This is a genomic window from Deltaproteobacteria bacterium (genome assembly GCA_016178705.1).
Lineage (GTDB): Bacteria > Desulfobacterota > Binatia > HRBIN30 > JACQVA1 > JACOST01.
This window is the reverse complement of record JACOST010000031.1, coordinates 268435-293538: the sequence shown is the minus strand read 5'-3', so window position 1 is coordinate 293538 and position 25104 is coordinate 268435. Positions and strand designations below refer to the sequence as shown.

Genomic DNA, 25104 nt, shown 5'->3' with positions numbered 1-25104 from the left:
TCGTTCTTACCGAGAGGCCCCGTTGCAGCCGGTCGAACGAAAATGATACGACCGTATCAGAAGTGATCCAGTTGCTTCTCTCGATATGGCCAAACCAAGCAAGGCGCGCTGGCTTCTGTTGATCCATCAGCTTCCGCCGAAGCCAAACTACCTACGCGTCAAGATCTGGCGACGGCTTCAACGCGTAGGCGCCGTGGCCGTCAAGAATTCCGTCTATGTGTTGCCGTGTAGTGAGCAAGCACGGGAGGACCTCGAATGGACTCTACGCGAGATAGCGGAGCGCGGTGGCGACGCTTCGATCTGCGAGGCCCGATTTGTCGAAGGACTCTCGGATGAGCAGCTCGAAGGACTTTTCCACGCGGCACGCGATGCCGACTACGCACAACTCGCCGAGGACCTTCGCGGTCTGTTCAAAGCGCTGCCGCGCGGGCGGGACATCGGCGACGATCGACGCAGCCAGCTCGAAACCAGCCTGACTCGCGTTGAGCGGCGATTTGCGGAGATTGCGACGATCGACTTCTTTGGTGCCCCCGGTCGCGAGGTGGTGGACGGCCTACTAGCGAGCATCACTCAACGCGCTCAGGCCAAGCCCGACGGATCTGCGGCCAGATCGGCGCCCACGGCACGCTCGGTTCGCGGCGGGACCTGGGTCACGCGCAAGGGGATTCACATCGACCGCATGGCCAGCGCGTGGCTCATTCGACGCTTCATAGATCCAACCGCCACATTCAAGTTCGTCCCAGGCAAGGGCTACGAGCTCGGGGACGGAGAGATACGCTTCGACATGTTTCAAGCCGAGTACACACACGAAGGCGATCACTGTACCTTCGAGGTGTTGGTGAAGCGGTTCCACTTGGAAGAACCGGCGCTGCGGCCGATCGCGGAAATCGTACACGACATCGACCTCAAGGACGCGAAGTTCGACCGACCCGAAGCGGCAGGCATCGACCACTTGGTGGCCGGGATCGCCATGGCGCACAAGGACGATGGCGCACGTCTCGAACGCGGCGCCGCCGTCTTCGATGACCTCTACGAATACTTCAAGAGAAAACCGGGATGAGTGCCCGGTGCCCAACTTGGCCGAATCGGCTGAACGAAAGGAGACGGAAGATGCGCAAGTGGATTTTCATACTCGTGCCGCTGGTAGCGTCGGCTGCAATGGCGCGGACGGCGATCGCCGCGGAGCGTGCGAAGCTCGACACCATAAGGATCGAGCAACTCACCGGCGCCAAGGGAAAGCTCGACGAGAAGGAGGGCGCGTTCAAGGTCTCGATGCCGCGGAACGACCTCTCGGTCACCGCAGCCGGAGTCCGACTCACGCCACCGATGGGGTTGACCTCCTGGGCGGCCTTCAAGCGCACGGGTTCGCACACCATGGTCATGGGGGACACGGTGCTCCTCGAAGATCAGGTAAACGCAGTGATGAGCGTGGCGCTCGACAACGGCCTCGAGGTCACCGCGCTGCACAACCATTTTTTCTGGGACACACCGAGGGTGATGTTCATGCACATCGGCGGCATGGGCGACGAGGCCACGCTCGCCGCCGCGGTCGGGAAGGTCTTCGCGAAGATCAAGGACACGAGCGGTGGGAAGGGCGATGTGCCCACGGCGGACATCGATCCAGGGAAGACCTCGCTCGCGCCGGACAAGATTGAAGCGGTCTTGGGTGCGAAGGGCGATCTAAAGGACGGGGTGTACAAGGTCGTCATCGGCCGCACGTCCAAGATGCACGGCACAGAGATCGGCAACACGATGGGCGTCAACACCTGGGCGGCGTTCGCCGGATCCGACGACAAGGCGGTCGTCGACGGCGACTTCGCCATGCTGGAAACCGAGCTGCAGGGAGTGCTCAAAGCGTTGCGCGGAGCGGGCATCAACATCGTCGCCATCCACCAACACATGACCGGCGAGTTGCCACGAGTCATGTTCCTCCACTACTGGGGCGTTGGCCCAACGCAAGCGCTGGCGAAGGGCTTGAAGGCGGCGCTCGGCACGCAGAAGCACTAGCGCGGGGCTCCATGAAAGCAGCAACGACTCCCGCCGTGGCAGTCGCGACCTCTGAGATGACACCCTGCACGCTGCGCGAGTTTCTTACGTACTTCCTGCGTCTCGGCGCGCTCGGGTTCGGCGGGCCGATCGCTCTCGCCGGCTACATGCAGCGCGACTTGGTCGAGCGGCGCAAGTGGATCTCGCAACAGGACTACGTCGAGGGGCTGGCGCTGGCGCAGCTCGCGCCCGGGCCGCTGGCGGCGCAGCTCGCGATCTACCTCGGCTGGGTGCGCGCCGGGAACCTCGGCGCGACACTGGTGAGCGCGGCGTTCATCCTGCCGTCGTTTCTGATGGTGCTTGGGCTCTCTGCCGTCTACGTGCGCTTTGGCGGCCTCGCGTGGATGCAGGGTCTGTTCTATGGCATCGGTGCCGCCGTCATCGCCATCATCGGACGCAGCGCCTACAAACTTGTGCGGATGACGCTCGGCAAGGACCGGCTCTTGTGGGCGCTCTTCGTCCTGAGCGGCGTGGTGACGGCGTGGACCGAGAGCGAAGTGGTGTGGCTGTTCGTGTTGAGCGGCGTGACGGCGCTCGTCGTCAAGGCGCGGCCGCGCTTCAACAGCCGCGCTGCCGCGTTGGCGATCGCACCGACGTGGCTGGTCGCGGGGCTCGCCGGACCCGCGAGCGTGGGGACGCTGTGGAAAATTGCCCTGTACTTCGCCGAGGCCGGGGCATTCGTGTTCGGCAGTGGACTTGCGATTGTCCCGTTCCTCCACGGTGGTGTGGTCGGGCAGTTCCACTGGCTGAGCGAACGACAGTTCCTCGATGCCGTTGCGGTCGCCATGATCACTCCAGGGCCGGTGGTCATCACCGTGGCCTTCATTGGATACCTGGTGGGTGGTCCGGTCGGCGCAACGTTGGCCGCGATCGGCGTGTTTCTACCCTGCTACCTGTTCGTGATCATTCCCGCGAGGTACTTCCGCCGGGCGGCAAAAGATCCGAGGGTAAAAGCCTTCGTCGACGGCGTAACCGCGGCAGCCACCGGGGCCATCGCTGGCGCGGCCTTCGTCCTCGGCCGGCGCGCTATCGTCGACGTGCCGACGGCTCTCATCGGTGTCGTCACCTTGCTCGCGTTGGTCTACGCGCGACGGGTTCCGGAACCGGTGGTCATTCTAGCCGCTGGGGTCGTGGGTCTTCTCGTCAAAGGATAACGTTCATGAGCCCAGCGCTCTGGCGCGTCACACTCTTCAGCTTTCTTATCATCACTGCGCTGCTCCTGGGTGCGTCGCTGGCGCTCGGGCGCGGCCTGTGGCCACTGCGTACCGCGCTCGTCGGGCTCGTGCCGCTGTGGTGCGTGGCGAACCTTGCCCTGACGTACGGCGTGCACCGCGCAGCGTACCTGATCGAGTCGCACGACGCGTTCTGCGTGTCCTGCCACCTGCACGAAGCCGAGTACGGCCGCTTTCGCGCCGAGCTTCCATCCGCGGTGCCGGATCTCGCGGCGTTTCACCGCCGCCGGGAGAACGACTTCACTTGTATCAGTTGTCACGTCGGTGAGGGGGTGAAAGGCAGAGCTGCGGTCCTGCTCTTCGCTGGCCTCGACGTCGCGCACTACACCACCGGGCAGTACCAGCAAGAGAGGGAAGGCATGCGCCATCCGCTCACCGATCGCAGTTGCACGAAGTGTCACGCGCCCGCGGGTCTCCGCGGCTTTCACCGTGAGAAAGACCACGCCGGCCACCACGCGCAGTGCCTTGTGTGTCACGTGGTGCACGCGCCAACGAGCGAAGCGTTCGGCTTCATCGACTATCACCGTTGGCCGCAAGAGGTGCTTGGACCATGTCAGGGCTGTCACCCCGCGCTCCTGCAATAGCGGAGAGAATGAAGGGTGCTGCGCGGCAGCGTCAGGGCCGCGCTCCGCCGGTCGGAGCGGCTTGCTCGAGGTGAGAGCGCAGGGCGGCAACTTGTCTCAGAAGGAGAATGGCGATGACAAACGTTACTGGGTACGTACTGACGATGACGCTCGCAACTCTGGTCGGGAGTCAGGTCGTGTGGGCCGAGGAGAGCGGGGAGAAAGAACACGCGGAACTCGCGAAAGCTCTGGGCAGTGCGAAGGTGTCCCTCGGGGCTGGACTGACGGCGAGCGCGAGCGAGGGCAAGCCGATTTCAGCGAAGTTCGAAGTGGAAGACGGGAAACTGCAGCTCTCGGTATACGCGGAGAAGGACGGGAAATTCAGCGAGGTCGTCGTCGATCAGCAAAGCGGCAAGGTTGCCAAGAGCGAGGCGATCACTGAGGGTGACGATCTCGCAGCCGCCAAGAGCCAGAGCGCAGCGATGGCGAAAGCGAAAGCGTCGTTGACCGAGGCAGTGGCCAAGGCGGTCGCGGAACACAGCGGCTACCGAGCCGTCAGCGTCGCGCCGTCGCTCAAGAACGGGCACCCGATTGCGGAGGTCGAGCTCGTGAAGGGTAAAGCGTGGAAGACGCTCAGAGAGAGACTCGACTAGACCTGGCTTTACTAACTCCCGGGTCGTTGGGGCGCTCATGCTAGTCGTCGGAGCGCTCCTCGGCGGACAGTTTGTTTCGTCTGCTCCAGCCCTGGTGAGAGCGATCGAAGAGGCTGTGGAATCGGGGCACGTCACCCTAGGGCTGATGGGAATGTTGTATCCGGGCGGTCGTACTGTGGGAACCACCGTGATTGGCGGTGTGGCTGCCGCGCTCCTCACGACGGTGGGCATCGTGCTCCTCCGCGGCCGGCGCGGCCCAAGCCGTCATGCTGACGTCTAGCGTAGCCAGCACCCGGTGTGGTGTTCGACCAGGGGCGCCTTGCGCAGTCGGAGCAGCGGGACGAGGTCCGCCAAAACCAGAGTCCGAGATCCTGCGAGTGTTTTCGAGACCAGATCCCTGCGTCGACAAAGGTGGAGCGGTGACGATCGGATTTCTGAGAGAGTAGATCCCCATCCTTCACCGAATCGAAATGGATTTGCCTCAGGTGGCGCGGCCAGCGAAGTTTTCTTGACGATGGACCATCCAGTAGAGCACCGGCAGAACGATCAGGGTAAGCACCGTGGAACTAGCTACGCCGCCGATGACAACTGTCGCGAGCGGCCGCTGCACCTCCGCGCCCGCGCCGGTGGCGATGGCCATCGGCACGAATCCGAGAGAGGCCACGAGCGCGGTCACGAGCACCGGACGTAGGCGAGTGAAGGAGCCTTCGAGCACTGCGTCGCGGATGGTGCGGCCTTGCGCGCGAAGCTGGTTGAAGTAGGTCACCAGCACTAAGCCGTTGAGCACGGCCACTCCGCTGAGCGCAATGAAGCCGACGGCTGCAGTGATGCTGAATGGCATGCCGCGCAGCCACAGCGCTGCGACGCCACCGGTCATCGCGAGTGGGATGCCGGAATACACGATGAGCGCCTGTCGCACGCTGCCGAAAGCGAGGAAGATGAGGATGAAGATGAGCAGGAGCGCGGAAGGGACGACCACGGCGAGGCGCGTACGCGCTTCCTGCAAGTTTTTGAACTGTCCGCCGAACTCGACGATGTAGTTCTCCGGAAGCTGCACCCGTTCCTTGATCCGCTGTTCTGCATCGTGCACGAAGCTCTCCACATCTCGTCCGCCGAGATTCACCATCAGCGCCGCGCGGCGCTGGCCATCGTCGCGCCGGATCGGTTCGACGGTCTTCAACGTTTTGAACTCGACAACGTTGCCGAGCCGAATGAGGCCAGTCTCGCCGACTCGGAGTGGCAGCCTTTTGATCTGCTCATCGTCAGCGCGGAGTTGTTCAGGCATCCGAACCACGATGCTGCGCCGGCGGTTGCCATCGACAACTGAGCCAACTATCTGCCCACCGAGCGCGGCGCTGACCGCCTTGTTCACCTCCCCCGCCTGGAGGCTGTAACGTTGGAGGGCGGCGCGCTTCACCTCGATCTGGAGCTGCGGCGTGCGACCTTCTGTTTCGTACTCCACCTGCGCCGCACCGGGGGTCGTTTCGAGAATAGCCTTGATCTGCGTCGCCAGCGTCTCGAGCACGTCATAGTCGGTACCGAATATCTTCACCGACAGCTCGGTCTTGGTGCCTTCGAGCATTTCGTTGAAACGCATCTCGATGGGCTGGGCGAAGAGGATGTCGTATTCGGGGTTCATCTCCTTCAAGGCCGCCTCAATGCGCTCGCGCAGTTCAGCTTTGTTCGTCGGTCGGCCGGCTGTCTTCGGCCATTCGGCCAGGGGCTTGTAGAAGACGTATACGTCGCTCTCATTCGGCGGCATCGGATCGGACGCGATGGCGCTGGTACCAATGCGCGAGAAAATGCGGTTGAGCTCCGGGAACTCCTTGAGCAGCAGAGTTTCAACGGCGATGTCGGTCTGCATCGACGCCTCCAGGCTCATGCCGACGGGCTTGTACAGCATTGCAGTGATCGAGCCTTCATCAAGCTTCGGAACGAACTCGGCGCCGAGCCGCCCGAAGACCAAGAGGGAGCCGGCGAAGAGCAACACAGCGGCAACCACGACGACCCAGCGTAGCTTCAGCGCCGCCCGTAGGGATGGCTCGTACGCGGCCTTGGCCAGGCGCATGAGGACGTTGTCGCCTTCGTCGATCTTCCCGCGAAGCAGGAAGGAGCAGAGCACCGGCATGAGGGTGAGAGCGAGGAGCAACGCGCCGGCGAGCGCGAGCATGACGGTGATGGCCATCGGGTGGAACATTTTCCCTTCGATGCCGGACAGTGCGAGGATCGGGATATAGACGATGGTGATGATGACCACACCGAAGAACATGGGCGAGCCGACCTGCTTGCTGGCGGCGAGCACGACTGCGGAGCGTTCTTGGTCGGTGAGCACGCGTCCCAGCTTGTGCTGGCGCGACCCGAGCTGGCGGACGATGTTTTCGACGATGACCACCGCGCCGTCGATGATGAGACCGAAATCGACCGCGCCGAGGCTCATCAGATTCCCGGAGACGCCGCCGCGCAACATGCCGGTGAGGGCGAAGAGAAACGACAAGGGGATGGCCGTGGCGACGATCAGCGCGGCGCGCCAGTTGCCGAGCAACGCGAGGAGCACCGCGACAACGAGGATGGCGCCCTCGAAGAGGTTGTTCTTCACCGTCGCCACCGTGCGGTCGATGAGCTGCGATCGGTCGTACTGCGGGACGATCTCCACGCCCTCCGGCAGCTTCGTTTGGATCTCGGCGATCCGCGCCTTCACCCGTTCGCCGACTTCGCGGCCGTTCTCCCCTGCGAGCATCAGCGTTGTACCAATCACAGTCTCGTGACCGTTCAGCGTGGCGGCGCCGGTACGGACCTTTGTACCGAAGCTTACTTCGGCCACGTCCTTCACCAGCAACGGGCGCACGGCCGCACCGAACTTGATCGGCAGGTTGCCGATCTCCTCCGGCGTCGTTACGCGGCTGACGGCGCGGATGGTGAGTTGCTGGCCGTCTCGGCTGATGATGCCGCCGCCCGCGTTCTCGACGTTCTGCTCGATGATCTCCGCCAGCTCGCTGAAGGTCATGCCGACATCTTCTAACGCCTCGGGCTTGGGCTGGATGACGTATTGCTTCTCGTACCCGCCGCTGCCGTTGATCTCCACGATGCCGGGAACTGTGCGGAGGAGCGGCTTGATCGCGTATTCCTGGATCTCACTCAACTCGATGAGCTGGTCCATCTCGCTCGCCGGCTTGTGCCGCGCGTCGGGCTTGTATTGAACGTTGTAGTAGAAGATTTCACCCAGGCCGGTGCTGATCGGTGCGAGCTTCGGCGTGGTACGCGGCGGCAATTGCTCGATCGCATTTTGCAACCGCTCCGCAACCAACTGACGCGCGCGGTAGATGTCGGTGCCGTCGGCAAACTGCAGCGTGACCTGCGAGAGCCCGAACTTCGTCAGCGAACGCATTTCCTCGACGCCTGGTAAGCCCGCAAGCTCCACTTCGATGGGCCGCGTGACGAGCTTTTCCGATTCCTCCGCAGCCAGCGCTGAGACTTCCGTATTCACCTGCACCTGCACGCCGGTGATGTCTGGCACGGCGTCAATGGGCAGATGCACCGCTGACCATGAGCCGGCTCCGAGCAAGCCAAACGCAGCGAGCAGGACCAGCGCGCGGTTGCGGAGTGCGAACTCGAGAATCCTGTCAGTCATTTGCGGGGAGACTCGGGAGAGGGTTTGAGAGTGGGGACTGGTCGGCCGCGGTGTTCCTTGCCGCGACCGGCTCGTCGTCGAGCTTCAGCCCGCTGAAGAGTTCGAGTTGCTGCCGGGCTTCGAGAGCGTCGGCTTGCGTGCTCAGCAGCGCGTCGACGGCGTCGAGATACTGTGTTTGCAGCGCGGTGTATGTGCCTATCGGGAGCGCTCCGAGGCGATAGTGTTCGTCGCCCATGCGAGCAGCGTCGCGAAACTTCTGCACCGCATCCGTTGGCGATCTCGCTATCTCAGCGAGGAAGGTCTCGTAGGCGTTGCGGGCAGCAGCGATTCTCCGCTCGACCTCGCGCAAGGCAACGGTCAGCGCCACCTCCGCCTGCGTCTCCCGCGCCTTCGCGGCTTCTATGTTACCGGCGTTGAGGTTGAGCAGAGGCAGCGGAATGCTCACGCCCAGGCCAACCTGACGCTCTCTGTCCCCCGCATTCTCCTCTTTGATGAAGGGCGCCACCCGCACGGACGGCCATCGTTCGTTTCGACTCAGCTGTACACGAAGGCCTTGCTGCTCAAGTTCGGCGATACGCGCGCGGATGCTGAAGTTCCGCTCGCGCGCGGTGGCAAGGAGCGTGTCCAGCGCGGGGGCTGGTTTCAACGGAAGGTGGGTGCGCGACACCTCGACCGGCGTCGAGATCGGTAGCCCGCGCAATTGGTTCAACTCGAACTGCGCATCGCGCGCCGCGATGCGGGCCTCGCTTGAGCGGCGGTTCAGCGTCAGGGCACTGGCCTCGACGATGCGCGTCTCCAGCATGGGGGCGATTCCGGCGACATCGCGCTGAACCAGGACAGCAAGCAAATCCTGAAACCGCTTCGACACCTCGTCCGCCGCTGCTGCGCGCTGTTGCGCCGCAAGCAACCGATACGCGAGCGAGCGCGCTCGCATGGCGAGCGCAGCGCGAAATTGTTGAAGTCCGAGTTCTGCCAGTTCGACCTGTCGGTTTGCGATGGCCTTCCGCAGGCTGAGACGCCCAGGAAATTCAAACGTCTGGGACAGCGACACCGACCAGCTCGGTCCGTCACCGATGTTGTTCCCACCAAGATCGTGTACGCTCTTGTGCCCGAGCTCGCTGCCTAATTCCGGGTTCGCCCACGCGCCCGCGGAGGTGCTCCCGCCGCGGGCCGCGGCGATCTCCGCTTCGTAAAATTGCAGCTCGGGGTTTCGTGCAACGGTCTCGGCCACGAGCGCATCCACGGCAACCGGCGAGGGTTCGACGGCGAAAGTCAATGCGCTTCGAAGCAGCATGAGGAGCATCACGGCCCCTTGTATAGTCGGAGAAATCTGCCCCATGGGGTAAACTCAACTCTCTCGTTCCCAAACGCTGGAGGTGAAGGATGCCGTCACACAACAGGACGGCTACCGCGAACGGCGGGGATGGCACTACGCCAGGAAGCCGCCGACCGACCAATGTGCGAGAGAGGATCAGATCACCAGAATGGTGGTTCGAGGAGAGTCGATTTCCGGGCTGGACCGCGACAGAGCAAGCGCGCGCCAAGAGGCAACCCTGTGCTCAGGCATCGCGGCGCACCGTGAACGCGCTAAGCCAGAGCAGAGCCGAGCGTACGCAGGAAGATTCGTCGCACTGGCACGAAGGAACTGACCCAGCGTCAATGGATGGAAAACATGATCCGCATCCTCATCATGGGTGGCGCTGACCTGGATGATACCGTCTCGACGGGTTTGGGCAGCGTGCTCGGACGCGGTTCGAGGATGTTGAAGAACGACGTGCAGATGACCGTGTTTCCAAGACAGAGAGGCCTCATGTACCTCGTCTGCCTCGTGCACGAGAATCGCCAGCGCACCCGCCCACGGGCATTGGATGGGTATCCATACCGCCATGAGAAGCACCGTGAGGAGCGGCCGCAACCTGATCACGCGGCGAGAGATACGCCGTCCAGCACGCCGGGTCAACTTGAACCCACGCGCCCCGCAGAATAGCCCAGAGCTTACCTGACTCCCTCCGTGGGGAACTTCCATGATAGCCTCCGACCCATGCGATTCAGCGTGTCAAAGCGTCCCTCATCTCGCGCGTACCATTTGCCTCGCTTGAAACGTTCTCGCTGATTAGAGCCGATCTTTTGAACTCCACGCCATCCAGCACGCTGCTTGCCGCGATCGAGCGGAACCGAAAGCGGCTGTGGGGTCTGTGCTACCGCATGACCGGCAGCCGCCACGACGCCGATGACCTCAGCCAGGAGGCGATCGCCCGTTCCATCGAGCGCGAAGACACGTTGGCGAATCACGAACGGCTCGACGGTTGGCTTGTCCGCATCGCCACCACGGTCTGCCTCGATCATCAACGACATCAAAAGATCGTCCGCCGCGTCACCGATCTGGCCGATCCACTCGACGATCCGGAACTTCTTCCTGGCGTCGCGCCGGGGCCGAGTCCCGAGGCCGCGACGATCATGAAAGACGACGTTCGCTTCGCGGTCATCGTGGCGCTGCAACGACTCTCGGGGCGCCAGCGCGCGGCGCTGATTCTTCACGATGTGTGCGACTATCCATTGAGCGAAATCGCCGACTCACTCGGGACCAATGCGAACGCAGCAAAGGCTCTTGTCAATCGCGCGCGGACGGCGCTGGCGCGCAGCCGCCACCGCATCGATGTCGATCCAGTGGCCGATCGCGGGGTTGTCGATCGCTTGGTGCGCGCGATCGCGCTGCGCTCGGTCGACGCCGTAACCGAGCTACTCGACGAAGAGGTGTGGGGCATCGTCGACGGCGGTGGTGTAGTTCAAGCGGCGAAAAAGCCGACGTTCGGCATCCGCGCCGTGTCGCGCCAGTGGGCCAATGCCAACCGGCGCCTCGCCGTGCCGCTGCGCGCGAGCATCCGCCGGCTCAACGGCGAGCCCGCGGTGGTCGTTGCGCTGGAGGGCGTTGCCGGCGCCTTCGTCGCCTCCATCCATGTCGAAACGCGTGCGGGCCGCATCGCCGCGCTGCGCATCGTGCGCGATCCCACCAAGCTGCAGCATCTCTCAGCGGAGAAGCCAACCTGTCACTGATAGTCGGTTGTCTCACGCAGTTGCCGTACCGCTTTCCTGACCTGAAACGTTCTTGCCAATAGAGAGAGGGACAGCAGTCATGAACGCACGCGAATTCCTGACAAATTTAACGATCATCTCGGTGACCATGGGGCTGAGCGCCTTTGTCGAACTGGCGCTACCGTTGTTCACACCAACGCCGGCGCAGCGGGCACACCGCACTGTCAATCTGGGCTTGACCGGCGTGACGCTCGCCGTGAACTGGGCATTGAATTGGACTGCGGCTGTGGTCGCGCTCGCTTTGTCACTGCAAGCCCCCGGCCTCATGACGCGGCTCGGGGTCCCGCTCGCCGCACAGATCGTCGTCGGCTTCGTCGTGATCGACTTTTCTTTCGGCTATCTCGCGCACCGGGCGATGCACATGTCGCCGACCCTGTGGCGAGCTCACCGGATTCATCACAGTGATCCGTTCGTCGATGTCACGACGACGTTCCGCAACCATCCGATAGAAGGCGTGTGGCGCTTCTTGTTCATCGTGATCCCGGTGTGGATCTTGGGCCTACCGGCCGAGGCGGTTGTGCTCCAGCGGCTGCTCACCGTGATCAACGGGGGCCTGGAGCATGCCAATATCCGGCTCTGGCCACCGCTCGACCGCGCCTTGTCGTTGGTCTGGGTGACCCCCAACATGCATAAGGTGCATCACTCCCGCGATAGCGTCGAGACGAATTCGAACTACGGCAACATTCTTTCGATCTACGACCGCATCCTTCGCACCTTCACACCGACCGAGCGAGCCTTCTCGGTCGTCTACGGACTCGACGACGTAGATCCGCTGCACGCCAACTCGCTTACGGAACTACTTGCGATGCCGTTCCAGGTGGTGGAATCGGAAACGATTCCGGAGATCTCTGCATGAGGCGCCGCACGACGATACTGTTTGGCTTCATGGTGCTAGCTCTCGCCGGTTGCGCGGCCTATCTGACTCGCGGCGAGATTAGCGTTGCGCTGATGCGAAGAGTTGCCACCAACTCGATCTTTACCGACACGATCAGCACGCTTCCAGATGGTCTGCATGTCGGATTCTGCGGCACGGGTTCGCCGTTTCCCTCCCCAACTCGTTCGGGTCCCTGCACCGCGATCGTCGCCGGTGGCCGGCTCTTCATCGTCGATGCCGGACGCGGCGCGGCCGACGTCATCGCGCGCATGGGTCTGCAGTCCGGACGGATCGAAGCGGTTCTCTTGACCCACTTTCACTCCGACCACATCGACGGCCTTGGCCAGCTGGGCGAGCTGCACTGGTTGGCCGGCAGTGCGCAAGCGCCGTTGGTCGTCATTGGGCCGGCCGGCGTCGAACGCGTGGTCAACGGCTTCAACGAGGTCCACGCCCTGAACGGAACCTTCCGCATTGCTCATCATGGACCCGCGATCGCCGCGCCATCGGGGTTTGGGCTGACGGCGCGTCCGTTTGAGCTCGCCAACGGAGACCAATCGGTCGTCATCCTTGATCACGATGGTCTGCGCATCACCGCTTTCAACGTCAATCACGAGCCGGTCCTTCCAGCAGTCGGCTATCGCTTCGACTACAAGGGGCGCAGCATCGTGGTGAGTGGCGACACCGCCAAGTCGAGCAACCTGGTGCGGGTCGCGACCGGCGCTGATCTGCTGGTTCACGAGGCTAGGTCACCGCGTCTCGTCGGCGTGTTGGAAGAGACGGCTCAGGCATCCGGCCGCAACGCTCCCGCCCACCTCTTCCACGACACCGGCTCCTTTCACACGTCCCCGTCGGATGCCGCGGACGAGGCAACCGAGGCTCAAGTGCACGCATTGGTCTTCACCCACTTCATTCCGCCGGTGCCGTTGGGCGCCCTCGAAGGCCCGTTTCTGGGCGATGCCCGTCAACACTTTTCCGGGCCGTTGCTCATCGCCAATGATGGAGACCTGATGAGTCTCCCGGCCGGTGGTGGCGAGCTCAGCACGAGAAATCTTCTGTAGTGCTGCGCGCGGACCAAAGTGCCGCGAAGCTGCGGTTGTGAAGCGCCGGCATCCTGTAGCAGACTACTGGAATGCACGAAGTCGTCCGGCGCAGTTCGCCAGAGGCTGGGCTCATCATCGAGTCGGTATCTGCGCGTCGGGGCGGCTGGCCGGTGTTGGTCGACGTCTCATTCGAGGTACGGCCGGGAGAGATCGTCGCGGTGATTGGCCCCAACGGCGCGGGAAAGACCTCGCTCCTCGAAGCCGTCGTCGGAGTCTTGCCGCTGGCCGAGGGATGCGTGCGGTATCAGGGACAGCCAATTGGCGGATTCCGCGATCGAGCGCGCGTATTCGCCTTCATGCCTGATGCCGCCGAGCCGCCGGCGGAAGTGCGCGTCGCCGCCTTCATCGAACACGCGCGCCGCAGTGCCGGTTCAACCGATGCGGGTGATGAGTTGCTGGCCGCACTGACGCTCACGCCGCTGCGATCGGCGTTGGTCGGCGAGTTGTCGCGTGGCGAAAAGCGCCGCTTGATGTTGTTCGGCGCGCTGTGCAGTGACCGCCCGGTTGTCGTACTCGACGAACCGCTCGGAGTCTTCGATCCGTTGCAGCTGATCGGCATTGTCGACGTGCTGCGAGAGCGCGCTCGTGCGGGTGTGTCTTTCCTGATGAGCATCCATCAAATGGCCGACGCCGAGAAGATCGCCTCGCGGGTCGTGCTGCTCGACAGCGGGCGACTGATCGCGGTTGGTACCCTTCCGGACTTGCGGGCACAGATCGCTTGCCCAACAGCGCCGCTCGAAGAAGTGTTCCTGCGGATTCTCCAAACCAAGGTGGCCCATGTTGCGCCGTGAACTCTCGATCATGTTTCGGGCGCAGGTCACGTGGTTGCAAGCGGCGCTGTCCGCGCTGCTTGTCGGTCACAGCTTTGTCCTCGCAACCGATCTGTACTCCGCTGGCTCTCGGTCGGCGCTGACGAATCGGTTGATGTCACGCGAGTTCGATCCACTCCTCGGCATCGTGCGGCCAACGCTGGGTGGTCTGTACTTCGCCGTCTCCTTGCTCGGTGCCGTCGTCGCCGTCCGGCCTCTCGCGATCGAAAAGGAGCGCCGGACTTTCCATAGCTTGCTCTTGCAGACCACCTCGCCGATGCGTGTCCTCGCGACGCAAGGCGTGGCGGGTGTCATGAGCCTCGCGCTCCAGGCCATAGCTCCCATCGGACTGTTCGGACTCTGGGTGGTGCTGGGTGGCCATCTTGCCCTCGGCGAGACGGCGGCAGCGCTGCTTGGCCAGGCGCTGTACGTCATCCTGGTTGCCGCGCTGGCGATGGCCGCCGCCGCGTGGACCAACACCCTGGCGCAAGCCGCAACTGCTACCATCGTTATCGTCGCCGCTTCGTGGGCCATCGATGCATCGGAAGGCTTCGCCGCCCTGGCTTGGCTCGGTCGCGCCCTCGACTGGTCGGTGAGCACGCATCTCACGCCCATGGAACGCGGGACGCTATCGTTCGGCGCGTGTTTGTGGATGGGCGTCACCACAATCGGAGCGTTCGCAATCGCCTATGTGGGTACCCGCTTCGACGTACCGCGCCGACGACGGGTGGCTTTTGCGATCCTCATCATGGCCCTGACGGCGGGCGCCGGTCTGGGCGCCAACCGTGTGCGCATAGTCTTCGATTGCACCGAGTTCAATCGCGTCTCGCTGCCCCCCGCCGTCAGCGCAGGACTCCGGGAAATACCCGGAGCGGTATCTCTTGAGGTCTACCTCGACCGAGACGATGCGCGCCGGCAGCAACTCGAAGGTGACGTGGTAGTGAAGCTGCGGTTGGCGCGTTCGGACGTGGAAGTACGAACCCCGCTCGACGAGCAGCCCGCGCCGGCGGTCGGCGAGCGTGATGAGGGATATGGTCGAATCATCGTTCACGTTGGCGATCAGACACGGGTGACCTACTCGACGAGCCGCAAAGAGATCGTCACGTTGCTGTTCGAAGCCACCGGCCGGCCCGTCCCAGATTGGTCGACCGCCGAGTACCCGGGGTACCCGCTGGTGATAGACGGGCAGCGCCGCACGCTGACTCTTCTCATCGCCTATCTCGGTCTCCCCGCGGCATGTATCCTGGCAGGGCTATGGTCGACGCGGACAATGAGAGGGAGGTCACCATGATTCGTCGCTGGATGATCATCGCGGTCGTCGCACTCATGGGGGCGAGCGCGGTGCCGGCGGAATTGCCGACTACCCCGGCGACACCGCTGGTTGTGAATTTCAATAGCGATGCGCCCGGTGCGCCTCCGACATCCTTCGAGGCAGTCGTTGGCGACTGGTATGTCGCCGACCTCGCCGGCGCCCACGGACTCCTCGTCGACGGCAGCAAGTGGCGCCAAGGCGTGCCGTCGGCGAATCTGGCCGATCAGGCACGACGGCTGTATGGCGAGCGCTACGCCGAGTTTCTCGATGGCGTGAAGTCCTACGCCTACTTCCCACTCGCAGTGTGGCAAGGCGATTGTTCTGGCGACGATCTAACTATGTCGGTGCGGTTCTATCCGCAGGACGGCCGCATCGATCAGGGAGCTGGGATTGCTTGGGGCATTGCGCCCGACGGCTCTTACTTCGGTGTGCGGGCGAACGCATTGGAAGACAACCTGCTCTTTTTCCGAGTCGTGCGCGGGAAGCGGACCATCATCGACACGGTGCGTGGCGTCAGTACACCCACGCGCACGTGGCACACGCTGAAAGTCAGATTGCAGGGGCGCAACCTCGCGGTCGACGTCGATGGGCAGGAACGACTCACGCGCGACACCGACACCCAGCCGTCGGGACGGTGTGGCCTGTGGTCGAAGGCCGATTCACAGGTACTGTTCGACGATTTCACCGTCGCGCGAGATGCGCGTTAGGAGTTCCTCCGGAGGTGTCGCATGCGCTGGATCACGCGAGAGTTCGCCAAGGTCGACCGCATCGCCTGCCCGTGGCTGATCAAGAAGTTCGTCGACCCGGATGCGGAGTTTGTTTTCCTTTCCTCCGACACAGACTGGAAATCGATCACCGATGGCACCGTGTATGACGTGCCCGAGTGTGAGCTGGGCCACCACGGAGCCGAGTGTTCGTTCGACGCGATCGTGAAGAAGTACCAGCTCAGCGATCCAGCGTTGATGGAACTGGCGAAGATCGTGCGGGCGGCCGATACCTGGGACAAGTCATGGGCACCCGAGGGTGTGGGCTTGGAGGCCATCGCAGACGGATTCCGGCGGATCTCACGCGACGACCACGACAACATGGCGCGGCAGTTCGCGGTGTACGATGCCCTCTACGCCTATTGCAAGGCTCGGATCGCTTCGCGCTGACCACTCGCCTACGGCAACTTCGCAATTTGCAGATTTCGAAACTGCGTCCGTGACGTGCCGTGATGGACTTGCAACGCGAGGTGTCCGGAAGTTCGCCTTGTCCCGGTGCATGTGGTGACGAGCTGACCGTTGAGTGTCACGGTGATGACCTGCCCGTTCGCTTCGATGAGGAAGCTGTTCCATTGGCCGATCGGGTTTGACGGAAAGCCCGAGGGCGCACAGAGCTTGTAGACCGCGCCGGTTCGCTGGATCGCATTTCCCGTCGTGTTGGTTGCCGAGTCGTAGCCGCGCTCGTCGATCTGTACTTCGTACCCTTGCTCGTCGGCCGCCACGAGGGCATTGGCCGTGTTCGGCGGTGGGATGCGAATGTAGACCCCGGAGTTGTCGTCGAGCTTGGCAACGCGCCACTCGACCCACAGACGGAAGTTGGCGAGGGTTTCCTTGGTGTACCAGTAGAGACCGTAGGAGAGCTGGGTCGCAGAGCCGACGGTTTCGAGAACACTACCGTGGTGAACGACCCCGGCGAGCGAGCCGGGCTGCTGAACCATCGTCCAGTCGATCGGGCTGAGCGAGAGGGGCGTAAAGCTTGTTTGTGCTGGGCCGGGTTGCCGATTGGCCTGGACTATCGTCTGCGCGGTGCGCCGAGCAAGCGTGAGCGCGGTAAGCGAGGGGTTGGCAGAACCGAGGGTCGGGAAGATCGCCGGTCCGGCGACGTAAACGTTCGCGACGTTGTGGAACTTGCCGGCGGTATCGGTGACGGATGCCCCCGGAGCGCCCATGAACAATGTTCCAGCTTCGTGGTGCGTCGTCCCGAGCAAGTCTTGCCAGGGACCCTTGCCGTTCGCATCTGGCAGCGGTTGGGTATCCTGGAACTTCCCGCCGACCAGATACTGGATGTTCGTGGAACTCTTGGCGAGTTGGCGAGCGAGCTCGAAGGCTGCCTTGTCCATGGCAGCCCACAACTGATTGTCGGCTGGCGTCGGCACCAAGTTTACATAGGCCCGTCGCATCATCCACGCGTCAGTCTCGTTGCTTAAGTCGATCCAACTCATCGCCGGGTTCGGACTTGCCGTGCGCTGATCTTCCATCTCGCCGATTCCGCGGAACGTGAGAACGATCCAGTTCGGGTCCTGGTTTGCGACGATGGTGTGCAAGATGTCGATGTCCGGGATCATGCTGAAGAGATTCTGCTCGGGAGATGCGCCGGCGACCGCTGCCGCCGTTACCTGGAGGTGGAAGCGCCGACCCAGCGCCGTGCCCCGCACGATCAGGGCGGCGGTCTCGAGTGTGTCGAGAGCGGCAGTGATTCCGAGCGCGGCGCGCTTGATGCGCACGGTGATGTTGCTGCGCAGGTGCGCCATGAGGTTGCCGACGCGCGGAGCCCCGAACTGATGCGATCCGATGCCGAGCGAATCCAACGCAAGCCGTGTCGCCTCGATCGTCCCATTCGCAAGCACGACCGCGCACGTCGGCACGACAGGAAGGTTGAAGCGCTGACCGTCTGAGCTCACATCAATGCTCGTAGCGGCGTTGCCCGAGAGGTTGAGCCGAAGCACTTGAGTACGCGGAACAAGAAATACTCGGCGGCTCAGATCTCCGTAGCGCGCGTTGTTCCCGACATCGTGACGAATGGCATCCATGAGGAACGGGCCGCTGCTGAACTTATCGAACGGGAAGACTCCCGGAGCCGGCGAGGCACCAAGGACCGCAAGCGGGGCTTCGGCGATGTCGGTGATCTGAGGCACGCCCGCCTTTGCCGCAGCGAAGGCTGTCTTCAGCGCATCGAAGAGCGGGCCGGAAATGTACTCGGTGGTCGGGACAACGCCGGTCTCGATCTCGGTGTCGGCATACGCGGCCGGCTGTCCGGCCTGACCTTTCAGAAAGGCGACGACATCTTGAGGCCAGTTCGCCAGGTCTGCGTCAGTCAGTCTCGGCGCCCAACCGCCCCAGAAGAGCGAGCGCCCCCCGACACAATACGCGAGACCCGGAAACTTCTCGTTGCTGATCCAGGGCATCCCCCACACCGTGTTCAACGTCCCGTTGGCATCGTCGCGTTGGCGGAGGTACGCCGGTCCACCGACGTCGCCGCCGAGCCGTTGCGGGAGGTTTTGAATATGAGATGGCAAGAGGAAAGCGCCGGCCTCCAGGATGAGGACACGCAATGCGTGCGGGGCTCCGAGGCGATAGAGCTTCTCGGCGCAGTAGCCACCGAACATCCCGGCGCCGATCACGATCGCGTCGAACGGATACCCGCCGTTGACCTGGGATGCGACGGCTTCATTCCAGTTGTTGCAAACGTAGCGACCCATCACATCGTGACTGAACGCGGTCTGCTGAATGTCCACTGGTGGCGCGCCTTGATCGGGCGCGAGTTTGGGCAGAGGCATGATGGATCCTCCCGCTGAGATGGCGAACTCCGCTCGCGAGCTTTTCCACGAACGCCGCAGTGTTAGGCTGCGTTGTCATCGATCTATCGTCCTTACGCCCACCAGAACTTCCAGGTCAATTGGAAGAACACCTTACGACCTTCCGGCCTGAACCGATTACACACTGCTTCTAGAAGGGTCGAGTGCGCCTCAATACATTTGTCTCTATTCCGCCATGGGATACTTGACACGAAAGGTGCACTTGGGCATTTTGCCCGGCAATGAACGTACGGTTTGCGACCTGTTGTTGCTGTACCAAGGCCTGGGAGGTCTCCCGCGCTTGCAGTCGCCCTGCGTTCATTGTCTCGCACTAATCCCGAACTGAAACGCACGACTTGAAAGGCCTGGGAGGCAATGCCTCCCGGGCCTTTTCGTTTTGATCACCCGAAAAGCATTGGGCTCGGACGATTGCGTCTGGGCCGGAGAACCAAAGGAGAAGAATCATGTGGAAGTCAGCTATCCTCGCAATCATAACCGCGATCACGGCGGCAACGGCCGCCAGCGCGGACGATGCGAAATCAATTGAGCTGCTGAACGTCTCGTACGATCCGACGCGCGAGCTGTTGCGCGACATCGGCACGGCGTTTAGCTCGGCCTACGCCAAAGAGAAGGGCGTGATCGTGACGATCAAACAGTCCCACGGCGGCTCGGGCGCGCAAGCACGCGCCGTCGTCGACGGGCTCGATGCCGATGTCGTCACACTCGCGATGTGGCCGGACACCGATGCCATCCGCAAGGTTGGGCTCATCAGCGAGGGTTGGGATCAGCGCTTCCCGAACAATTCTGTCCCATGGACCTCGACCATCGTGTTCGTCGTCCGCAAGGGCAATCCAAAGGGCATCACGGACTGGCCCGACATCGTCAAGCTGGGCATCGAAATCGTCACACCAAACCCGAAGACCTCCGGCAACGGCAAGTTCAGCTTTCTCGCCGCGTGGGGCTCGGTCATCGAACGCGGCGGCACCGAGCAGGAGGCGAGAGACTTCACCACCAAACTGTACAGGCAAGCCCCGGTGCTCGACTCCGGCGCACGCGGATCGACCACAACCTTTGCGCAGAAAAAGATCGGCGACGTCCACCTCACGTGGGAGAACGAGGCATACCTGGAGCTGGCGGAGGCTGGCGGCGAGCTGGAGCTGGTCTACCCCCCGATCAGTGTGCTGGCGGAACCGCCGGTCGCTGTCGTCGACGCCAATGTGAAGCGTAAGGGGACGGGCGAAGCGGCCGAGGCCTACTTGAGCTTTCTCTACAGCCCCGAGGGTCAAGAGATCATTGCCAAGAACTACTACCGGCCCATCAATGCAGAGGCGCTTAGTCGGCACGCGGCCACGTTCAAGGAGATCACACGCTTCCCAATCACGGCGATCGCGAAGGATTGGAACGAAGCCTACAAGAAGTTCTTCGTCGATGGCGCGATCTTCGACAGCATCTACAAGCCAGGGGCGTAGGGCGCGGACTCTAGATCAGCCTCGCTGAGAGCGAACCATGATCGACGTCAATCGGCGCGTCTTGCCAGGGTTTCAATTGAGCCTCGGGTACACCCTCTTCTACCTCAGCGCACTCGTACTGATCCCACTGACGGCGTGCTTTCTCAAGGCCGCGTCGTTGTCGCTGGATCAGATTTGGGCGGCGGTGTGGACGCCGCGGGCCCGCGCCGCCTACACGCTCACCGTCGGTGCGTCGCTGATCGCCGCCGCCGCGAACGCTGTACTCGGAATGTTGGTGGCGTGGGTGCTGGTGCGCTACGAGTTCCCCTTCAAGCGCGTCGTCGACGCCCTGGTGGATTTTCCGTTCGCCCTTCCCACTGCCGTTGCCGGCTTGGTCTACTCCAGCTTGTACGTGAAAAGCGGTTGGCTCGGCCAATTCCTCGTGCCGCTCGGCATTGAGGGAGCGTACTCGAGATTTGCCATCGTGCTGGTGTTGATCTTCATCGGGTTGCCGTTCGTTGTCCGCACCGTGCAGCCGATCTTGGAAGATTTCGAGGCGGAGCTGGAGGAAGCGGCGGCATGCTTGGGCGCGACGCGCGTGCAAACCTTTGTCCGCGTCATTGCGCCTACACTCTTTCCGGCGATCGTGACCGGCTTCGCCCTCGCCTTTGCGCGCGGGCTCGGCGAGTACGGCTCGGTGGTCTTCGTGTCGGGCAACATGCCGTACAAGACCGAGATCGCCCCGGTCTTGATCGTGGCGGCGCTGGAGGAGTTCCGTTACCCCGAAGCCGCGGCAATCGCCATCGTCCTGCTGACGATCTCACTGACCATGTTGGTACTGATCAACATGCTGGAGCGCTGGAGCAAGAGAAATGTCGCTTGAACTTGCGGTCACCACCGCGAAAGTAGGGCAGCGGCGCGCGCAGGAGGATCCCTTCGCGATCCGCTGGACGTTGATCACCGCCGCCATGCTGGTGATGGGCGTGCTCGTGGTCATCCCGCTCGTCAATGTATTTTACGAGGCCTTTCGGCGCGGGCCCGGCGTGTACTGGAACAGTCTGTTTGCGGACCCCGACACGACAAGTGCCATCCTGCTCACACTGCGCGTGGCTCCGGTGGCAGTTGTGCTTAACGTAGTCTTCGGCGTCGCCGCCGCCTGGTTGATCGCCCGCTTCCGCTTTCGCGGCCGTACGCTCCTGACCGCCCTGATCGATCTCCCGTTCGCCGTCTCGCCGGTGGTTGCCGGGCTGATCTTCGTGTTGATCTTTGGCCTGCAAGGCTATCTCGGGCCGTGGCTCCGCGAGCACGACATCAAGATCATCTTCGCTACCCCCGGGCTGATTCTCGCAACCGCATTCGTGACGTTTCCGTTCGTTGCCCGCGAGCTGATTCCGCTGATGGAGGCGATCGGCACCGAGGAGGAGATCGCGGCGGTGAGTCTCGGCGCCCGGGCGTTGCAGATGTTCCGGAGAGTGACTCTGCCGAACATCAAGTGGGGCCTGCTGTACGGCGTGATCTTGTGCAACGCGCGCGCGATGGGCGAGTTCGGTGCGGTATATGTGGTCTCCGGCCACATAACCGGTCAGACCGACACCATGCCGCTGCGCGTGGAGAAGCTATTCCAGGAGTACAACATGCCTGGAGCCTTCGCCCTTGCGTCGCTGCTGTCGTCGTTGGCGCTGGTGACGCTGGCGGTGAAGACGGCGCTCGAGTGGCAGACCCGCCGCGAGCTCGAGAGTCGCTTGCGCGGAAGTCCCCTCAACCAACCATCAGGGCCGATTCCGTCCACTCCGCGTCTGCATCTGAAATCGCCGGAGGACTCGATCGACGATGTACCTCGCAGCGAGGAGGATCGCCGCGTGGGGATCTCGGTCAAGAACATCACGAAGCACTTCGGTGACTTCGTCGCACTCGACGACGTCAGCCTCGAAGTACCGCATGGGTCCTTGGTGGCGCTACTTGGACCGTCGGGCTCAGGTAAAACAACATTGCTCCGCATCATTGCCGGTCTCGACATGCCCGACGAGGGCGCCATCCACTACCAGGACGAAGACGCCACCAGTCGCTCGGCGCGCGATCGCAACGTCGGATTCGTGTTTCAGCATTACGCATTGTTTCGCCACATGACCGTGTTTGAAAACGTCGCCTTCGGCTTGCGCGTGCGGCGGTGGCCGGAGAAGCGGATTCAAGAGCGTGTGCACGAACTGTTGCGCCTCATTCAGCTCGACGATCTCGGACGACAGGCGCCGTCGCAACTCTCGGGCGGTCAGCGCCAGCGCGTCGCGCTCGCCCGCGCCTTGGCAGCCGAGCCCAAGGTGCTGCTGCTCGACGAGCCCTTCGGCGCGCTCGACGCCAAGGTGCGCCAAGAGCTGCGGCAATGGCTGCGCAAGTTGCACGATGAGATCCACGTCACCAGCGTATTCGTCACGCACGACCAAGAGGAAGCGTTTGAGGTTTCCGATCGCGTCGTGGTGATGAATCGCGGCCGCATCGAGCAGCAAGGCAGCCCGCAGGAAGTGTTCGACCATCCGGCGAATGCCTTCGTCATGGACTTCCTCGGCAACGTCAACGTCTTCCATGGTCGCGTGGCCGAAGGCTTTGCCAAATTCGGTCTCGATCTCACGCCGTCGGGCTCTCCGCATGACCCGGCGAAGCCGGTCACCGCCTACGTGCGGCCGCACGAGTTGGAGATCGACCGCATCCCGCGCGGCAACTCCAGTCTGAAAGCAGAAGTGGTGCGCATCAACGCCGCCGGCGCGGCGGTGAAGGTCGAGGTCGCCGCCCAGGAATTCGGCATCAACATCAACGTCGAGATCGGCCAGGAACAGCACGCGCGGCTCAATCTGCGGCCGGGAGACCGCGTCTTCGTCTTTCCCCGCCGAGTGCGTGTGTTCGTGCAAGACTACACAATTTGAACCGGAGGAATAACGATGTCCGACCTTTCCATCGAACAGCGTCCGAGTGATGAGAACTACACCGCGCACGCGCTCGCTCGCGTGCGCGACGCGCTGACCGGCCTGCGCTACGGCGAGGTCACCGTGATCGTCCAGGACGGCGTCATCGTGCAAGTGGAACGGACGGAGAAATTGCGACTGAAGAAGACAGGTTGTTAGTTGTTGCGTTGCTAGGTTCGGATCTAACAACGAACAACCTAGCAACGAGCAACCAGCCGTTCGAGCTGACCCGCTAACGGGAGGCGCGACACAACACACGCGACACTGACCGGACCACCGGAGGTACGCCATGACGAAGCAAGGAGTCCTATCATGCGTACCCAATCCGTTCGCCGCCGGTGGTGGATTGTAGCCATCATCCTGACCGGGGTGCTGGCCGCGGCGCTGACCGCGCCGGCAGCAGACAGCTCACCACCCGATCCCACACCAGACGAGGTAAAGCGTCGACTGAAGGAGTTGGAGGAGCAAGTCGACCGCCTCAACCACGAGTCGCGCCAACATGAGGTGCAGATCGACAACCAGATCCGCAACCCATTGGCGCAATGGAAAGACGGCTTCTATATCAGCTCGGCCGACAACCGCTTCAAGCTGAGAATCGGCGCCTACACGCAGTTCGACGGACGCTTCTTTGTCAACGACGAAGCCAACCAGAACACCAACCAGTTCCTTATCCGGCGCGCCCGGCTCGACTTGCAGGGCACCGTCTTCAAGTATTTCGATTTCCGCATCTTGCCCGATTTCGGCGGAAGTAGCGTCCAGATCTACGATTCTTATCTGGACTTCAACTATTTCCCCGAGGCCAAGCTACGCTTCGGCAAATTCAAACCGCCGGTTGGTCTCGAGCGGCTGCAATCCGCTACGTCGCTCATGTTCGTGGAGCGCGGCCTGCCCACCAATCTGCTGCCGAACCGCGACATCGGTGTACAGTTCTTCGGCGACGTATTCGACGGTGCCGTCGGCTATCAGCTCGGCATCGTCAACGGCGTGCCCGACAATCTGAACCCGACCAACGTCAACGACACGAACGACGACAAGGACTTCGTCGGGCGCGTGTTCGCGTTACCCTTCACGAGCACAGACCTCAGCGCACTGAAGAGTCTCGGGGTTGGCGTCGCCGGCTCGTACGGCCGTCAGGGTGGTAACACCTCGACTCCCGATGTCCCGACTTACAAGTCCACGGGACAGGCCACGTTCTTTAGTTTCAACGGCGCGGTCACCAACGCGACCGACCCCACCAAGAATCTCGGGCCGGTGATTGCCTCCGGCCAACGGTCGCGCGTGTCACCGCAGGCCTACTACTACGTCGGCCCATTCGGCGCGCTCTTCGAGTACGTCTACGAATCGCAGGAATACAAACGCGACAAGAAGACTGCCACGTTCGGCAACGATGCGTGGCAAGTGGCGGCCTCCTATGTCCTGACGGGCGAGCCAGCGTCGTACAAGGGCGTGACGCCGTTCCGCCCGTTCCAGCCGCTCGACGACGGTGGTTGGGGACCAGGTGCGTTCGAACTCGCTGGGCGCTATGGCGAGATCGACATCGACTCCGACGTGTACTCGACTGGCTTTGCCGACAAGACCAAGTCGGCACATCGGGCCACTGAGTTCGTGCTCGGTGGCAATTGGTACCTGAACAAGAACGTCAAGGTGGTGCTGGACTACGCCCAGACCGAATTCGCCGACGGTGCGAAGAAAGGAAATCGACCGAACGAATACGTTATCGAGAGCCGGGTTCAGCTCGCGTTCTGAGACAGCAACTGCGCTTGGCCACAAACGAAGCAGACAAGGAGGAGCATCATGAAGGAACACTGTGTTGATCGTTCCGGCTTCGTGCGC

At 62.7% G+C, this 25104-nt stretch carries 21 protein-coding genes; 18 read left to right on the top strand and 3 right to left on the bottom strand.

Annotation, left to right across the window (positions count from 1 at the left end; all coding sequences use genetic code 11):
- The first annotated feature begins 85 nt into the window (after window positions 1–85).
- The 5 genes from HYR72_24455 to HYR72_24435 all read left to right on the top strand — a co-directional run bounded on the left by HYR72_24455 (window position 86) and on the right by HYR72_24435 (window position 4494).
- A complete protein-coding gene (locus tag HYR72_24455; GenBank protein MBI1818145.1) occupies window positions 86–1060 on the top strand; it encodes a chromate resistance protein in 975 nt (324 codons plus the stop codon).
- Between the two features lie 50 nt (window positions 1061–1110).
- Window positions 1111–2007 (top strand): DUF1259 domain-containing protein, encoded by an 897-nt coding sequence (locus tag HYR72_24450; GenBank protein MBI1818144.1) that lies wholly within the window; start codon window positions 1111–1113, stop codon window positions 2005–2007.
- 56 nt (window positions 2008–2063) lie between these two features.
- Window positions 2064–3200 (top strand): chromate transporter, encoded by a 1137-nt coding sequence (locus HYR72_24445; GenBank protein MBI1818143.1) that lies wholly within the window; start codon window positions 2064–2066, stop codon window positions 3198–3200.
- A 5-nt stretch (window positions 3201–3205) separates the two neighbouring features.
- A complete protein-coding gene (locus tag HYR72_24440; protein ID MBI1818142.1) occupies window positions 3206–3862 on the top strand; it encodes a hypothetical protein in 657 nt (218 codons plus the stop codon).
- Window positions 3863–3975: 113 nt separating this feature from the next.
- Window positions 3976–4494, top strand: coding sequence for a hypothetical protein (locus HYR72_24435; GenBank protein ID MBI1818141.1), 519 nt, complete (start codon window positions 3976–3978; stop codon window positions 4492–4494).
- A 481-nt stretch (window positions 4495–4975) separates the two neighbouring features.
- On the opposite strand, the gene HYR72_24430 is transcribed toward HYR72_24435, so the two are convergent.
- Together HYR72_24430 and HYR72_24425 are read right to left on the bottom strand one after the other, a co-directional pair.
- Window positions 4976–8122, bottom strand: coding sequence for a CusA/CzcA family heavy metal efflux RND transporter (locus HYR72_24430; protein ID MBI1818140.1), 3147 nt, complete (start codon window positions 8120–8122; stop codon window positions 4976–4978).
- The gene (locus HYR72_24425; GenBank protein MBI1818139.1) at window positions 8115–9461 is read right to left on the bottom strand and encodes a TolC family protein; all 1347 of its coding nucleotides are present in this window, start codon (window positions 9459–9461) and stop codon (window positions 8115–8117) included. Before HYR72_24425 ends, HYR72_24430 begins: the two co-directional genes overlap by 8 nt.
- Window positions 9462–9794: 333 nt before the next feature.
- On the opposite strand from HYR72_24425, the gene HYR72_24420 reads away from it, so the two are divergent.
- The 8 genes from HYR72_24420 (at window position 9795) to HYR72_24385 (ending at window position 16464) form a co-directional block, all read left to right on the top strand.
- Window positions 9795–10109, top strand: coding sequence for a hypothetical protein (locus tag HYR72_24420; GenBank protein ID MBI1818138.1), 315 nt, complete (start codon window positions 9795–9797; stop codon window positions 10107–10109).
- Window positions 10110–10249: 140 nt separating this feature from the next.
- Window positions 10250–11176 (top strand): sigma-70 family RNA polymerase sigma factor, encoded by a 927-nt coding sequence (locus HYR72_24415; protein ID MBI1818137.1) that lies wholly within the window; start codon window positions 10250–10252, stop codon window positions 11174–11176.
- 79 nt (window positions 11177–11255) lie between these two features.
- Window positions 11256–12071, top strand: a complete 816-nt coding sequence (locus tag HYR72_24410) for a sterol desaturase family protein (GenBank protein MBI1818136.1) — start codon at window positions 11256–11258, stop codon at window positions 12069–12071.
- The gene (locus HYR72_24405; GenBank protein MBI1818135.1) at window positions 12068–13147 is read left to right on the top strand and encodes an MBL fold metallo-hydrolase; all 1080 of its coding nucleotides are present in this window, start codon (window positions 12068–12070) and stop codon (window positions 13145–13147) included. The genes HYR72_24410 and HYR72_24405 overlap by 4 nt, the downstream gene beginning before the upstream one ends.
- 71 nt (window positions 13148–13218) lie before the next feature.
- Window positions 13219–13980 (top strand): ABC transporter ATP-binding protein, encoded by a 762-nt coding sequence (locus HYR72_24400; GenBank protein MBI1818134.1) that lies wholly within the window; start codon window positions 13219–13221, stop codon window positions 13978–13980.
- Window positions 13967–15289, top strand: a complete 1323-nt coding sequence (locus HYR72_24395) for a hypothetical protein (protein ID MBI1818133.1) — start codon at window positions 13967–13969, stop codon at window positions 15287–15289. Before HYR72_24400 ends, HYR72_24395 begins: the two co-directional genes overlap by 14 nt.
- Entirely contained in the window at window positions 15286–16017 is a 732-nt protein-coding gene (locus HYR72_24390) for a hypothetical protein (protein MBI1818132.1), read from the top strand. Before HYR72_24395 ends, HYR72_24390 begins: the two co-directional genes overlap by 4 nt.
- 21 nt (window positions 16018–16038) lie before the next feature.
- Window positions 16039–16464, top strand: a complete 426-nt coding sequence (locus HYR72_24385) for a chromate resistance protein (GenBank protein MBI1818131.1) — start codon at window positions 16039–16041, stop codon at window positions 16462–16464.
- Window positions 16465–16472: 8 nt separating this feature from the next.
- On the opposite strand, the gene HYR72_24380 is transcribed toward HYR72_24385, so the two are convergent.
- A complete protein-coding gene (locus tag HYR72_24380) occupies window positions 16473–18851 on the bottom strand; it encodes a DUF1080 domain-containing protein (GenBank protein MBI1818130.1) in 2379 nt (792 codons plus the stop codon).
- 482 nt (window positions 18852–19333) lie between these two features.
- On the opposite strand from HYR72_24380, the gene HYR72_24375 reads away from it, so the two are divergent.
- The 5 genes from HYR72_24375 to HYR72_24355 all read left to right on the top strand — a co-directional run bounded on the left by HYR72_24375 (window position 19334) and on the right by HYR72_24355 (window position 25017).
- A complete protein-coding gene (locus HYR72_24375) occupies window positions 19334–20338 on the top strand; it encodes a sulfate ABC transporter substrate-binding protein (GenBank protein MBI1818129.1) in 1005 nt (334 codons plus the stop codon).
- Window positions 20339–20375: 37 nt separating this feature from the next.
- Window positions 20376–21200 (top strand): sulfate ABC transporter permease subunit CysT, encoded by an 825-nt coding sequence (gene cysT, locus HYR72_24370; protein ID MBI1818128.1) that lies wholly within the window; start codon window positions 20376–20378, stop codon window positions 21198–21200.
- Window positions 21190–23232 (top strand): sulfate ABC transporter permease subunit CysW, encoded by a 2043-nt coding sequence (gene cysW, locus HYR72_24365; protein ID MBI1818127.1) that lies wholly within the window; start codon window positions 21190–21192, stop codon window positions 23230–23232. Before cysT ends, cysW begins: the two co-directional genes overlap by 11 nt.
- 15 nt (window positions 23233–23247) lie before the next feature.
- Window positions 23248–23430, top strand: a complete 183-nt coding sequence (locus HYR72_24360; GenBank protein ID MBI1818126.1) for a YezD family protein — start codon at window positions 23248–23250, stop codon at window positions 23428–23430.
- A 153-nt stretch (window positions 23431–23583) separates the two neighbouring features.
- Entirely contained in the window at window positions 23584–25017 is a 1434-nt protein-coding gene (locus HYR72_24355; GenBank protein MBI1818125.1) for a porin, read from the top strand.
- The last annotated feature ends 87 nt before the right edge of the window (window positions 25018–25104 follow it).